Here is a 13,180-nt window from a genome sequence, read left to right on the forward strand (position 1 = left end):
AATGGTTAAGCCGCCTTCTGTCCGATCCGCAACGGCAACGTCACCCGGAACGAGGCCCCGCCACGACCGGGCAGATAGCTGACCTGCCCGCCCAGATTGGCCATCACCTCGCGGCAGATCGCAAGCCCAAGCCCCGCGCCCCCCGCGCGGCTCTGGTCGGTCAGGCGGGCGAATTTCTCGAAGATGATGCCCTGATTCTGCTTGGCGATCCCCGATCCGTTGTCGGTAAAGTCCACATGCACGCGCCCCGCCCGTTGCCGGACCGAAATCTTCAGTTCCGGCTCGGCAGCATCGCAATATTTGCGGGCGTTCGAGATAAGGTTGATGAACACCTGCACCAGCCGGTCGCCATCTGTCCGCAGGAACAGGTTTTCGCCGGGCAGGTCGCGCACCACCAGAAAACTGCGCTCGGGCCGCGTATGGGACGCCGCGGCAAGCGCGCGGTCGACCAGCTGTTGCAGGTTCACCAGCGACAGGTTCAGCTGCACCGACCCGTTTTCCAGCACGCTCAAATCCAGAAGGTCATCCAAAAGCCGCGTCAGGCGGATTGCCTCGTCATGGATGATCCGGCCATATTTAGCCACCTGTTCGGGCGGCAGATCGCCTTCGGTCAAGATCTCGGAAAAGGCGCGGATAGAGGTCATGGGCGTGCGCAACTCGTGGCTGATCTGGCTCAGAAAGGCATCCTTCTGCACCGAAAGCTGCTGCAGCTTTTCATTGGCCTCGCGCAGCGCGCCCGCCGTGCGGGTCAACTCCTCGCGCTGCGCTTCAAGCTGGGCCGAGTATTCCATGATCTGCGCGGTCTCGTTCGCCACGGCCATCAGGTCTTCGACCGACACCGTCGCCCGCCCGACGATCTGGCTGATCATCGCATGCGCTGTGGCCGCCCCCACCGATCCGGCCATGCGCCGCTCCAACCCTGCCACGAAATCGGGCGTGGCATCGGGCAGATAGCCCGCCTTGCCTTGCGCCCGCGCCTCGGCCTCGAAACTCGCCAGCGCGGCATCCTCGCCCAAGATCCGCTGCGCCATCATCAAAAGCGCCTCGGGTTCGGCCCGACCGCGTGCCCAGCCCTGCGGACCAGAGGTGTCGGTGTCAAACGCGTTGACGAAAGCCGCGCCCTGCATCCTTTCGACCGGACCGGGAAAGGTAAGAAGCGAGCCAAGGCAGAAGGCCGCCGTATTCAGCGCCGCCGACCAGAACAGCGAATGGATCAGCGGGTCCATCCCCTCGATCCCGAACAGCGCCTGCGGGCGCAGCCAGTGCAGGCCGAAAAGGCCACTGTCGAAGACCGCCTGCGACAGCGCCGTGCCCGGCCCGAAGAACGGCAGCAAAAGCGTAAAGGCCCAGACACCGAAGCCCGTTACCAGCCCCGCGATCGCCCCCACCTTCGTCGCCCCGCGCCAGAAGATGCCGCCCAGCAGAACCGGCAGCACCTGCGCCACGCCGACAAAGGCAATCAGCCCCATCGCCGCCAGCGCGACCGATCCGCCCGACATGCGGTAATAGACATAGCCGAGCCCGAGCACGCCGATGATCGACAGCCGCCGCGCCAGAAGCACGATCCGCCGCACATCGCCCGTCATCGCAGCACGCGGGGCCAGCCGCAGCCACAGCGGCATGACGATATGGTTCGAAACCATCGTCGCCAGCGCAATCGATTCGACGATAACCATCGACGTGGCCGACGAAAACCCGCCCAGAAAGGCCAGCAGCGCAAGCCCGCCCTGCCCCTCGGCCAAGGGCAGGGTCAGCACGAACATATCGGGGTTCGCGCCCGCAGGCATCCGTTCCAGCCCGATCACCGCGATGGGCAGGATGAACAGGCTCATGAGCAGCAGATAGGCGGGAAAGGCCCAGCTTGCCAAAGCCAGATGCCGGTCCTCGCCGCCTTCGACCACCATGACCTGAAACATGCGCGGCAGGCAGATCACCGCCGCCCCCGACACGGCGATCATCCCCACCCAGCGGTCGGGCTGGATCGTCCAGCCCGCAGCGGGTGACGCTTCGATGCGGGCAAAGACATCGGCAACGCCCCCTGCCACGCCCCAGACCACAAAGGCCCCCACGGCCAGCAGCGCCGCCAGTTTCACCACCGCCTCGACCGCAATGGCCAGAACGATGCCGTGGTGCTGCTCTTTGGCGTCAAGGTTGCGGGTGCCGAACAGGATGGTAAAGATCGCCAGTCCCCCCGCGACCCAGATCGCGGTCGCATCGCGGTTGGGAAGCGCCCAGCCCTCGGGCGTGCCGCTGGCAAAGACCGCGAACGATTGCGTGACCGATTGCAATTGCAGCGCGATATAGGGCGTGGCCGCGATCACCGCGATCAGGGTGACCACGACGCCAAGGATGTTCGATTTGCCAAAGCGGCTGGAAATCAGGTCGGCAATGCTTGTCACCCGCTGTTGCCGCCCGATCCTGACCAGCTTTCGCAACACCCAGAACCAGCCGATAAAGACCAGCGTCGGGCCAAGATAGATCGTGACGAACTCCAGCCCCGAGCGCGCCGCATAGCCGACCGCGCCGTAAAAAGTCCAGGCCGTGCAATAGATCGACAGCGACAGCGTGTATATCACCGGTGAGCGCAGCCAGCCGATCCGCCCCACCGCCGCCCGCCGCTCGGCCAGAAAGGCGACCATGAACAGCATGGCGACATAGGCAAGACAGAACAGGACCAGCAGGTTGAAGGGCATCAGGGAGCATCGCCCCCTGCGTCATCCTCGGCCTTATCCGAGGCAAGAGCGGGCGCAAGTGCTGCCGTCACAGCGACCAACCCGAGCCAGACGACGAACAGATAGACTCCGTCGATGGCTGCGCTTGCGCCGGTTGCGGCGGGGGGCGCCCACAGGATCGGCAACAAAAGCAGAAAGCCGCCCAAAAGCGGCAACAACCGTGCGGCATCGCGCAGGCGGCGCTGGCGGTAGACCCGGCGCTTCAGAAACAGCGGAGTGGTGCGACGCGCCATCAGACGTGCCCTGCCAGTTCGCGCACCGTAGCAAGCATCTCGGCATTGGAAAAAGGCTTGGTCATGAAGCGGTTCACACCCGCCTGCATCGCCGCATCGCGGTCGCGCCCCTGCCCCTTGGCCGTCAGCATCAGCACCGGCACGGTCCCCAGCCTGCGATCAGCGCGGATCGCGCCGAGAAGCTCCATCCCCGACACGCCCGGAAGCATGAGGTCGAGGATCACCAGATCGGGCGCCCCCGCGCGGATCGCCTCGATCCCGCCAAGTCCGTCGGCCAGCGCCGTCACTTCCCAGCCGTCACGGGCAAGGATGAAGCGGATCGCTTCGGCAATGTTCGGCTCGTCCTCGATCAGCACGACTCGTGCCATCGTTTTCCCCCCTCGGCGCCGTCTTTGTGGCAGGTCTGTAATGCCCGCCTTTTGCCGCCCGCCCTGCCAAAGAATGCCCCATCACGGGCAGCCATGTCAAAACCGCTTTAGGCCAGTGCGATGATCGAAGGTTCGCGCCGTGCGGGACAATCGGGCCGGGGGCAGATACGGCAGGTCGAACCGACCGTCACCGCCTCTCCCTTGCCGGTTGCGGGCAGGATCAGCATGGACGCCTCGCGCAGTTCCACCCCGCCAAAGCCCAGCGGGTGCCGCGTCACGGCATGGGCAAGAACATGGAACCGTCGCCCTTGCCGCCCCGCAACGGCGACTTCGCCGGCAATGGCGCCGCCCGGACGGCCAAGGGCTGCGTAAAGCGGCCAAAGCGGACAGGCCGCGCCAAAGCGTGGCAAGGGAAAGCCCTCGGCCGGACGGCGGAACAACAGCGTGCCCGAGGCGTCGCAGACGACAAGGCCAAAGCCGCGCCCCGGCATCAGCGCCAGCCGCCGGAACGCCAGATCGACAGGAACGCCGCAGTCGACCGCGATCCGCATCGGATCGGGGACCCCACCCGCCACCTCCAGCAACCGCGCCATCGGCAAGGCCGCCGCATCCGCCACCGCCCGCGCCAGCCACCCCCTCGCAAGATCCCGCGCGGCACCCGAAGCAAGCCCCGCGATCTCTGCCTCCAGCTTGGCCGCCCCGCCCTCATCGAGTTCCGGCACCTGCCAGCCGCGTCCGGCAAGCCAGCCCTCCATCTCGTCGAGCGGTGCTGCGATCCCCGCTTCCGCGGCCTGTTCCGACCCGTCAAGCCATGCGACCAGCGCCTCGGCCCCCGCCGCCATGCGTTCGCTGTCCTGATGCAGGTTGCGATGGAACCGGGCGCGCCATGCGGCATCGATATCCTCGGTTTCCGCCAGTATCGCGGCGGTCGACCGCACCGAGGCCAGCGCCGAAAGCACCTCGTGGATCGAGGCCGACAGATGCGGATCATGGCTGATGCGGTCGTTCAACGCCTCGACGGATCGCTCCAATCCCGCGGCCCGCCGCTGCAACACCGCAACAACCCCGGCCCAACCCGGAAATCGCCCGGCGAATTCGTCCACACGGTCAAGTTCGGGGGCGGCGTTGCCCAAGGCCTCGACCGCCGCCGCAGCCGCCCGCAGATCATCGGCCAGCCCGCCCTCGGCCCCCTCGGCCAGCTGCGCCACCGGCACCTCCAAGGCCGCAGCCAGCGCCGCCAGCACCTCGGCCCCGACCCGCCGCCGGTTATGCTCGATCAGGTTGAGGTAGGACGCCGATATCCCCACAACCCGCGCGATCTCGGCCTGCCGCAGCCCCAGCGCAAGACGCCTTTCGCGCACCCGCGTGCCTGTAAGGGCCGACATCGGCATGGTTCACCCCCCCGCGTTTCAAGCGCGATCTTTTCAAGCAAGGCGCAGATTTACAACCATACGTAAAGCCCTCGCCGTGCATGCTGCCGCCCGAAACGGGGGCTGTCTGCCCCCAAGGCGCGCACCGCGCCCCCGCCGAGGATGTTTGCCGACAAGAGCAAGGGAAAGAGAGGGCTGCCTGCTACACGGTCCAAGGATCTGCGGTAGGCGCTGTTCTGCCCGCACCTTCCCGCTGAACCCGCAAGCTGCGATGCGCCGTCGTGCGGAGATACTTCGGGCCTGCTCGTGATATTCCCGTCGAACCGGGTGCCGATCATGGTGGCGACCCAGCCCATCCCTCGCCAATGGCGGACCGCTGAAGCTTTTGTATTGGGACGGCACAGGGCTGGTGATGGCCTACAAGCGGCTGGAGGAGCACAGCTTCACCGGGCCAGCGGTGAAGGACGGGCTGACGCTGATGAACCACGCGCAATTCGAGGCGCTTTTTTGCAAGGTGACGAGGATCAGGAAACGGTCCGGGGGACTGTTTGCCCGACGAACGGCTATGCCGAAGACAACCGACTGATCGCAGTGGACCGGATCGGTCCGGGCATCCAACTTGCCTGTTGCTGGGCGCAAAAGGAAAAGGGCGCGACCGAAGCCGCGCCCTTCCCGAAGTGCCATCGCCAAAGGCTCAGTTCAGTGCCTTGTCGGTGATCGCGTGCGACCAAGCGCCTTCCGGTTCCTTGGTGATGACCGGATCCGACCCGCCCGACATCAGCGCCGCCACCGTGCGCTTGTAATCGGCCTCGTCCAGCGCACCGTTCGACCCTGCGGTCAGTTTGGCGATCTCGCCCATCATGCGCTTCTGGTGGGTTTCGGTCTGCGCGCCGGTCTCGTCGTTTTCCAGAACGATCATCGCCGCCTCGTCCGAATTCTCCTCGGCATATTTCCAGCCCTTCATCGAAGCGCGGACGAACTTGACCATCTTTTCCTCGAAAGCAGGATCGGCCAGCTTGTCTTCCATCACGTAAAGACCGTCTTCCAGCGTCGCCACGCCCTCGTCTTCGTATTTGAAGGTGATCAGGTCATCGGGGCTGATGCCTGCGTCGATCACCTGCCAATATTCGTTATAGGTCATGGTCGAGATGCAGGCCGCCTGCTTTTGCAACAGCGGATCGACGTTGAAGCCCTGCTTGAGCACCGTGACATCGCTGCCATCGGTCTTGAGACCCAGCTTGTTCATCCAGTTCAGGAACGGGTATTCGTTGCCCCCGAACCAGACACCCAGCGTCTTGCCCTTGAAATCGGCAGGGGTGGCCACGCCCGACTCTTTCAGGCAGGTCAGCATCATGCCCGACGACTTGAACGGCTGGGCGATGTTGACCAGCGCCAGACCCTTTTCGCGCGCAGCCAGTGCCGAAGGCATCCAGTCCACCACCACATCGGCACCGCCGCTTGCCAGCACCTGCGTCGGCGCCACGTCCGGACCACCGGGCAGGATGGTGACGTTCAGCCCCTCTTCCTCGTAAAAGCCCTTGGCCTGCGCCACATAATAGCCCGCGAACTGGGCCTGCGTGACCCATTTCAACTGCAGCGTCACATCCTCGGCCTGCGCGGACCCCGCACCCAGCGCCAGCAGCGCCGCCGTCAACAATCTCTTCATTTCAACCTCCGTGTTATGCGGCCCGGTTGGTCCGGTGCCGTCCTTTGCGTCAAACCCTCTGCGACGGATGCCAGAACGTCACCCGCCGTTCGATCAAAGCCACCAGCCCATAGAAAGCCGATCCCGCCACTGCCGCAACGGCAATTTCCGCCCAGATCATATCCAGCGCCAGTTGCCCGATGGATGCGTTGATCCGGAACCCCATGCCCACCGTCGGACTGCCGAAAAATTCGGCAACGATCGCCCCGATCAGCGCAAGTGTCGAGCCGATCTTGAGCCCGTTGAAGATAAAGGGCATCGCGGCAGGCAGGCGCAGCTTGAACAGGCTTTGCCAGTAACTTGCCGACCATGTCGCCATCAGGTCGCGCTGCATCGCGTCGCTCGCCTTCAGCCCCGCCACGGTGTTCACCAGCACCGGAAAGAACACCATGATCACCACCACCGCCGCCTTCGACTGCCAGTCGAAGCCGAACCACATCACCATGATCGGCGCGGTTCCCACGATGGGCAGCGCCGCCACGAAATTGCCCACCGGCAACAGCCCGCGCTGCAAGAACGGGCTGCGGTCGATGGCGATAGCGGTCAGCACCGCCGCCGCACAGCCGATCAGATAGCCCGACAGCGCCCCCTTCAGCGCCGTCTGGGCAAAGTCCTGCCACAAGAGCCCCGCGCTTTCGCCAAACCGCGCCAGCACCGCCGAAGGCGGCGGCAACAGCACCGGAGACACGCCAATCCCGCGCACGATTCCTTCCCATATCAGCAGTACCGCAAGGCCAAAGATCACCGGCACCGCCAACTGCCCCGCGTGGCTCCGCCCGGCAGCCGAGCCAGCGATCCGCGCGTTGATCCACCAGCCGCCCGCCCAGGCCAGCCCTGCCAGCACCAGCCACATCATCGCGCCATCCCCATCCGTACAAGCGTGCCCCGCTCCACCGCCGCAATCGCCATGACCATCGCTGCCGCCAGAATGGCGCTCAGGAACAGCGCCGACCAGATCTGCACGGTCTGCCCGTAGTAAGACCCCTGCAACAGCCGCGCCCCCAACCCCGCCGGCTGGTTCAACTCGGCCACGATGGCCCCCACCAGACTGGCCGCGATGCCGACCTTGGCGCTGGCAAAGAAATAGGGCATCGACGCCGGCAGCCGCAGCTTCCAGAACGTCGCCCCGCCCGAAGCGGCATAGGTCCGCAACAAATCTAGCTGCATCGCATCCGGGCTGCGAAGCCCCTTGACCATGCCCACCACCACCGGAAAGAAACTGAGGTAAGCCGAGATCACCGCCTTGGTCACCAAAGCCGAGGCCCCCAGCGTGCTCATGATCGCGGCCAGCATCGGGGCCAGCGCCACGATGGGCACCATCTGGCTCGCAATCGCCCAAGGCAGCACGCTCATGTCCATCGCGCGGTTGTAAACGATCCCCACCGCCAGCAGCCCGCCAAGGCCCGTGCCGATCACAAACCCCAGCATCGTGGCCGAAAGCGTGATCCAGCCATGATAGATCAGGCTCCGCTTCGACGTAGGCGCCGTGCCCAAGGTCGCCTTGACCAGTTCCACCACCACCTGATGCGGTGCAGGCAAAACGGGACGTTCAAGGTTCATCGTCGCAGGCACCAGTTCGGCAAAGCTGACCGTTCCCCCCGCCCGCGCCGCCTGATCGCGCACCCAAGGCGCGTTCATCCAGACCACGGCGGCGTACCAGACCGCAACGATCAGCCCGATCACGACCAGAACCGGCAAGACCCGCTTCATACCCGGCCCCCCTGCGGCCATGCGATCAAGGCGACCGCCACAATGCCCAGCGCCACGCCCGTCACCTGCACCGGCGTCAGCCGTTCCCCGAACCACAAGACCCCGATCAGCGCCAGAAGCACCAGCTGCACCACCGACGAGATCGCCACCGCCAGCGCCAACCCGCCCTCGCGCATCACCCGCACCATGATCAGGTTGCCGACCAGAAACAGCCCCAGCGCCCCCGCCAGCGCAAGCATCACGCCAGACGAAGCATAGCTCCGCAGCACCGAATTAGCCGCCACGAAAGCCGCCATGGCCGCCGCCAGCCAGACCAACCCGCCCCCGCTCATGGCCTTTCACCTTTGCCCAAATACTCGAATCCGACAGTCCCCACGGGCGAGACCTTGCAGGACAAGCCGCCCCCTCCCCCTCGTGGGGGAGGGCCGGGGTGGGGGCGCTCCCCGAAAGACACAGGCGCATCCTATCAAACCTCATCGCCATGCCCCGCCCGCAGCCCCTCGCGCACGCGGTGCGCGATCTCGATGAATTCGCGGCTGTCGCGAATGTCCAAAGGCCGCTCCCTGGGCAGTGGCGAGTCGATGATATCGGTAATCCGCCCCGGACGCGGGGACATCACCACGATCTTGGTCGACAGATACACCGCCTCGGGGATGGAATGGGTGACGAAGCCGATGGTCTTTTCCGTCCGCGCCCAAAGCTTCAGCAACTCCTCGTTCAGACGGTCGCGCACGATCTCGTCCAGCGCACCAAAGGGTTCGTCCATCAGCAAGATATCGGCATCAAAGGCCAAGGCGCGGGCAATCGACGCCCGCTGCTGCATCCCCCCCGACAACTGCCACGGGAACTTCTTGCCGAACCCCGCCAGTTCCACCAGCCCGAGCACCCGCTCGATCCGCTCGTCCTGCTCGGCCTTGGAAAACCCCATGATCTCCAAGGGCAGCCGGATATTCCCCGCAATCGTGCGCCACGGATAAAGCCCCGCCGCCTGAAACACATAGCCGTAAGCGCGCTTCATACGCGCCTCGTCGGGCGTCATCCCGTTCACCGTCAGCGTGCCGCCCGTGGGATGCTCCAGCGCCGCCACGCAGCGCAGAAAGGTGGTCTTTCCACAGCCCGAAGGCCCGATGAAGCTGACGAACTCGCCCTTGCCCACCGTCAGGTTTACATCCTTGAGGGCATGCACGGGGCCATCGGCGGTCTGGAACACCAGATCCAGCCCTTTCGCCTCGATCACCGGAGCCACATCCACACTGTTATTCATCCGTCCCCACCTGACGCCCCGACTCCGGGGCGCTTGCTTTCAACCTGTTCCCGACAGCCACGTTCACCGACTGCCCGAGCCAAGACCCCCTTCGGCCTTCCTGTCTTCTCGTCCCAGCCCCGCCACCGCAGGACACAGGCCCCCGTCACACCCCCGTCACACCCCCGTCGCCGGAATACCCGTCCGCACCACGGGGCGCGGGGCGGTCAGGTCTTTCCACTTGGCCAAGGCGCGATTGACACTCGGCCGTGCCTCGCGGGCGACGAACTTGCCATGCCCCTCGCGCCCCGTCACCTTGCCTTCCGTCACCGCCACATGCCCCCGCGTCAGGGTAAAGCGCGGCAGGCCCGTAACCTTTTGCCCCTCGAACACGTTGTAATCGATCGCCGATTGCTGCGCGCTTGCCGAAATCACCTTTTCCGCCTTGGGGTCGAGCACCACCAGATCGGCATCCGCCCCCACCAGCACCGCGCCTTTCTTGGGATACATGTTCAATATCTTGGCGATATTGGTCGAGGTGACGGCCACGAACTCTTCCGGCGTCAGGCGCCCCGTCGCCACGCCATGCGTCCACAGCATCGGCAAGCGGTCCTCCAGCCCCCCCGTCCCGTTCGGGATCTTGGCGAAATTGCCCACGCCAAACCGCTTCTGCGCGGTGGTGAACGCGCAATGGTCGGTCGCCACACAAGACAGGCTGCCCGATTGCAACCCTGCCCACAGGCTGTCCTGATGGCTCTTGTTGCGGAACGGCGGGCTCATCACGCGCCGCGCGGCATGGTCCCAGTCGGGGTGGAAATACTCGCTCTCGTCAAGCGTCAGGTGCTGGATCAAAGGCTCGCCCCAAACCCGCTTTCCGGCCTGCCGCGCGCGGCGGATCGCCTCATGCGCCTCCTCGCAACTGGTATGCACGACATACAGCGGCACCCCCGCCATATCGGCAATCATGATCGCACGGTTCGTCGCCTCGCCCTCTACCGCCGGAGGCCGCGAATAGGCATGCCCCTCCGGCCCCGTATTGCCCTCGGCCAGCAGCTTCGCCGTCAGTTCCGCCACCACATCGCCATTCTCGGCATGGACCAGCGCCACGCCCCCCAGATCGCCCACGCGGCGGAACGAATGGAACATCTCGTCGTCGTTCACCATCAGGGCGCCCTTATAGGCCATGAAGTGCTTGAAACTGGTGATGCCGGATTTGACCGTATCCTCCATATCGTCCCAGACCTTCTGGCCCCACCATGTCACCGCCATGTGGTAGCTATAATCGCAGTGCGCGCGGCCCGATTTGTTGTGCCACATCTGTGCGGCATCCATCAGCCCCTGCCCCTGCCCCGGTAGCACGAAATCGACCACCATAGTCGTCCCGCCCGACAGCGCCGCCCGCGTGCCGCTCTCGAAGTCATCCGCGCTATAGGTGCCCATGAACGGCATCTCCAGATGCGTATGCGGGTCGATCCCGCCGGGCATCACATAGCAGCCCGTCGCATCCAGCACCTCGCCCCCGGTCAACCCCTGCCCGATCTCGGTGATCACGCCGTCCTCGATCCGCACATCGGCCCGATAGGACAGGTCCGCTGTTACCACGGTGCCGTTCTTGATGATCGTCATCGCCATCCCGTCTCTCCCTGCAAGGGCGCGCTCGCCCCCATTTTCTGTCTCTCAAATATCCCGCGGGGGTCCGGGGGCGCGAAGCCCCCGCGGCCGGCCCTAGGACACGACCTCGGCCACTTCCAGAACCGCGTGCAGCAGCACATCCGTGCCCGCCGCCGCCCATTCGGGGCTGATCTCCTCGGCCTCGTTATGGCTCAGCCCGTCGACGCAAGGACACATCACCATCACGGTCGGCGCCACGCGGTTGATCCAGCAGGCATCGTGCCCCGCGCCCGATACGATATCCATCTGCGAATACCCCAGCTTTTCCGCCGATTGCCGCACGATCTGCACCAGACCCGTATCGAAGGTCACGGGGTCGAAATGCCCCACATCCTCGATGCTGCATCCCAGCCCCAGCTCCGCCGCCACGGCATGCGCCGCCCGCACCACCTCGGCCTTCATCGCGTCGAGCTTGGCCTGCTCGGGCGAGCGGATATCCACCGTGAACACCACCTTGCCCGGAATCACGTTTCGGCTGTTGGGGTGCACGAACACCTGCCCCACCGCGCCCACCGCGTTCGGCTGATGGCTCATGGCGATCTGATGCACCCGTTCGGTGATCCGCGCCATGCCAAGCCCTGCGTTCACCCGCATCGCCATCGGCGTGCTGCCGGTATGGGCATCCTTGCCGGTCAGGGTGATCTCCAGCCACCACAGCCCTTGGCCATGCGTGACGACCCCGATGGTCTTGCCGGCGGCCTCCAAGATCGGCCCCTGCTCGATGTGCAACTCCAGCATCGCATGCATCTTGCGCGCCCCGACAGGCTCGTCCCCCACCCAGCCGATCCGCGCCAATTCCTCGCCGAACAGCTTGCCCTCGGGGTCGCGCCGCGATTTGGCATAATCCTCGGTGTGCAGCCCCGCAAACACGCCACTGGCCAGCATGGCGGGCGCAAACCGCGCGCCCTCCTCGTTCGTCCAGTTCGTCACCACCACCGGATGTTTGGTGCGGATGCCAAGGTCATTCATCGACCGCACCACTTCCAGCGCGCCAAGCACGCCCAGCACCCCGTCATATTTCCCTCCCGTAGGCTGGGTGTCGAGGTGGCTGCCCATATAGACCGGCAGCGCATCGGCATCCGTGCCAGCCCGCGTGGCGAACATATTGCCCATGGTGTCGACGCCCATGGTCATGCCCGCAGCCTCGCACCAGCGCTTGAACAGGTGCCGCCCCTCGTTGTCGGCATCCGTCAGGGTCTGGCGGTTACAGCCCCCCGCCACGCCCGGACCGACCAGCGCCATTTCCATCAGGCTGTCCCACAGCCGCGCCGAATTGATCCGCAGGTTTTCCCCCGGTGCCGACATATCGCTGGTCTCCCTGTGGCGGGGCATCTTTTGCGCCCCTGTTCCACGCCGTTTAAGCTTCGGTTGAACGACTCGTTTCCTGACCGTATGGTCAAATCGCAGCGCAGCACAACCTGACCACATGGTCAACGAAAATGTCCAAAGGCCGATGACCCAACCTGCCCAAATCACGCGCATCAAAACCGCCCGCCGCACAGAAATCAGGCGCGAGAACGAGCGCGTGATCCTCGACGCCGCCGAACGCGTCTTTGCCGAGGCGGGCTTTGGCGGGGCCACGATGCAACTGATCGCCGACATGGCCGGATTGCCCAAAGCCAACCTGCATTACTACTTTCCAACCAAGGAAGCCCTCTACCGCCGCGTGGTGCAGCAGATCTTCGAAATCTGGCTCGATGCGGCCTCCAGCTTCGACGGCGCAGACGATCCGGCCACAGGCATCGGCGGCTATATCGACGCCAAGATGGAAATCTCGCGCAGCCATCCGCACGGGTCCAAGGTCTGGGCGGCCGAGGTGATGCAAGGTGCCCCCGTCATTCAGGACTACCTCGAAACCACGCTGAAAGACTGGACCGATGGCCGCATCGCCGTGATCCAGGGCTGGATCGACCAGGGCAAGATGTCCCCCATCAACCCGCGCCACCTGCTTTACATGCTCTGGGCCACCACCCAGCATTACGCCGATTTCGGCCACCAGATCGAAACACTCAACCACGGCACACCGCTGAACGAACAGCAATGGCGCGAGGCTAAGGCGTCGGTGAAATCCATCATCCTGCGCGGCATCGGCGCGACCTGACCGCGCCTGACCGAACTACGACCCGTCCGGCAAGCCGCGAAATAAAA

The 13,180-nt window shown here is 65.1% G+C and carries 13 protein-coding genes; 2 read left to right on the forward strand and 11 right to left on the reverse strand.

All coding sequences use genetic code 11. From position 1 onward, the window contains the following. Positions 1–5: 5 nt before the first annotated feature. The 4 genes from HYN69_RS09910 to HYN69_RS09925 form a co-directional block, all read right to left on the reverse strand. Complete coding sequence (locus tag HYN69_RS09910; protein ID WP_108435598.1) at positions 6–2,693, reverse strand: ATP-binding protein; 2,688 nt, start codon at positions 2,691–2,693, stop codon at positions 6–8. Further along, positions 2,693–2,965: a hypothetical protein gene (locus HYN69_RS09915; RefSeq protein ID WP_108435599.1), complete on the reverse strand. Its 273-nt coding sequence runs from the start codon at positions 2,963–2,965 to the stop codon at positions 2,693–2,695. The genes HYN69_RS09910 and HYN69_RS09915 overlap by 1 nt, the downstream gene beginning before the upstream one ends. Next, a complete protein-coding gene (locus HYN69_RS09920; protein WP_108435600.1) occupies positions 2,965–3,333 on the reverse strand; it encodes a response regulator transcription factor in 369 nt (122 codons plus the stop codon). Before HYN69_RS09920 ends, HYN69_RS09915 begins: the two co-directional genes overlap by 1 nt. A 107-nt stretch (positions 3,334–3,440) precedes the next feature. Next, positions 3,441–4,724 carry a helix-turn-helix transcriptional regulator gene (locus HYN69_RS09925; protein WP_108435601.1) on the reverse strand — a complete coding sequence of 428 codons (1,284 nt, stop codon included), beginning with the start codon at positions 4,722–4,724 and terminating at the stop codon, positions 3,441–3,443. Positions 4,725–5,115: 391 nt separating this feature from the next. Between HYN69_RS09925 and HYN69_RS09935 the strand changes: the two genes are divergently transcribed. Beyond that, positions 5,116–5,289 carry a hypothetical protein gene (locus HYN69_RS09935; protein WP_108435603.1) on the forward strand — a complete coding sequence of 58 codons (174 nt, stop codon included), beginning with the start codon at positions 5,116–5,118 and terminating at the stop codon, positions 5,287–5,289. A gap of 108 nt (positions 5,290–5,397) precedes the next feature. Here the strand turns inward: HYN69_RS09935 and HYN69_RS09940 are convergent, their stop codons facing one another. From HYN69_RS09940 to HYN69_RS09970, 7 genes are all read right to left on the reverse strand, one after another. Further along, positions 5,398–6,369 carry an ABC transporter substrate-binding protein gene (locus HYN69_RS09940; protein WP_108435604.1) on the reverse strand — a complete coding sequence of 324 codons (972 nt, stop codon included), beginning with the start codon at positions 6,367–6,369 and terminating at the stop codon, positions 5,398–5,400. A 49-nt stretch (positions 6,370–6,418) separates the two neighbouring features. Further along, positions 6,419–7,264, reverse strand: a complete 846-nt coding sequence (locus tag HYN69_RS09945) for an ABC transporter permease (RefSeq protein WP_108435605.1) — start codon at positions 7,262–7,264, stop codon at positions 6,419–6,421. Continuing rightward, entirely contained in the window at positions 7,261–8,118 is an 858-nt protein-coding gene (locus tag HYN69_RS09950; RefSeq protein ID WP_108435606.1) for an ABC transporter permease, read from the reverse strand. The genes HYN69_RS09945 and HYN69_RS09950 overlap by 4 nt, the downstream gene beginning before the upstream one ends. Then, positions 8,115–8,450 (reverse strand): hypothetical protein, encoded by a 336-nt coding sequence (locus tag HYN69_RS09955; protein ID WP_108435607.1) that lies wholly within the window; start codon positions 8,448–8,450, stop codon positions 8,115–8,117. The genes HYN69_RS09950 and HYN69_RS09955 overlap by 4 nt, the downstream gene beginning before the upstream one ends. A gap of 134 nt (positions 8,451–8,584) precedes the next feature. Then, a complete protein-coding gene (locus HYN69_RS09960; RefSeq protein WP_108435608.1) occupies positions 8,585–9,382 on the reverse strand; it encodes an ABC transporter ATP-binding protein in 798 nt (265 codons plus the stop codon). Between the two features lie 156 nt (positions 9,383–9,538). Beyond that, positions 9,539–10,993, reverse strand: a complete 1,455-nt coding sequence (gene hydA, locus HYN69_RS09965; protein ID WP_174213616.1) for a dihydropyrimidinase — start codon at positions 10,991–10,993, stop codon at positions 9,539–9,541. 93 nt (positions 10,994–11,086) lie between these two features. Then, positions 11,087–12,337: a Zn-dependent hydrolase gene (locus tag HYN69_RS09970; RefSeq protein ID WP_108435609.1), complete on the reverse strand. Its 1,251-nt coding sequence runs from the start codon at positions 12,335–12,337 to the stop codon at positions 11,087–11,089. Positions 12,338–12,485: 148 nt separating this feature from the next. Here HYN69_RS09970 and HYN69_RS09975 point away from each other — a divergent pair, with 148 nt between their 5' ends. Then, positions 12,486–13,133, forward strand: a complete 648-nt coding sequence (locus tag HYN69_RS09975; protein ID WP_108437143.1) for a TetR/AcrR family transcriptional regulator — start codon at positions 12,486–12,488, stop codon at positions 13,131–13,133. Positions 13,134–13,180 lie beyond the last annotated feature (47 nt).

The sequence above is a fragment of the Gemmobacter aquarius genome (genome assembly GCF_003060865.1).
Lineage (GTDB): Bacteria > Pseudomonadota > Alphaproteobacteria > Rhodobacterales > Rhodobacteraceae > Paragemmobacter > Paragemmobacter aquarius.

Coding starts and splice junctions, on each gene's coding strand:
- HYN69_RS09910 (WP_108435598.1), bottom strand. CDS start 2,693: ATGCCCTTCAACCTGCTGGTCCTGTTCTGTCTTGCCTATGTCGCCATG.
- HYN69_RS09915 (WP_108435599.1), bottom strand. CDS start 2,965: ATGGCGCGTCGCACCACTCCGCTGTTTCTGAAGCGCCGGGTCTACCGC.
- HYN69_RS09920 (WP_108435600.1), bottom strand. CDS start 3,333: ATGGCACGAGTCGTGCTGATCGAGGACGAGCCGAACATTGCCGAAGCG.
- HYN69_RS09925 (WP_108435601.1), bottom strand. CDS start 4,724: ATGCCGATGTCGGCCCTTACAGGCACGCGGGTGCGCGAAAGGCGTCTT.
- HYN69_RS09935 (WP_108435603.1), top strand. CDS start 5,116: ATGGCCTACAAGCGGCTGGAGGAGCACAGCTTCACCGGGCCAGCGGTG.
- HYN69_RS09940 (WP_108435604.1), bottom strand. CDS start 6,369: ATGAAGAGATTGTTGACGGCGGCGCTGCTGGCGCTGGGTGCGGGGTCC.
- HYN69_RS09945 (WP_108435605.1), bottom strand. CDS start 7,264: ATGATGTGGCTGGTGCTGGCAGGGCTGGCCTGGGCGGGCGGCTGGTGG.
- HYN69_RS09950 (WP_108435606.1), bottom strand. CDS start 8,118: ATGAAGCGGGTCTTGCCGGTTCTGGTCGTGATCGGGCTGATCGTTGCG.
- HYN69_RS09955 (WP_108435607.1), bottom strand. CDS start 8,450: ATGAGCGGGGGCGGGTTGGTCTGGCTGGCGGCGGCCATGGCGGCTTTC.
- HYN69_RS09960 (WP_108435608.1), bottom strand. CDS start 9,382: ATGAATAACAGTGTGGATGTGGCTCCGGTGATCGAGGCGAAAGGGCTG.
- hydA (WP_174213616.1), bottom strand. CDS start 10,993: ATGGCGATGACGATCATCAAGAACGGCACCGTGGTAACAGCGGACCTG.
- HYN69_RS09970 (WP_108435609.1), bottom strand. CDS start 12,337: ATGTCGGCACCGGGGGAAAACCTGCGGATCAATTCGGCGCGGCTGTGG.
- HYN69_RS09975 (WP_108437143.1), top strand. CDS start 12,486: ATGACCCAACCTGCCCAAATCACGCGCATCAAAACCGCCCGCCGCACA.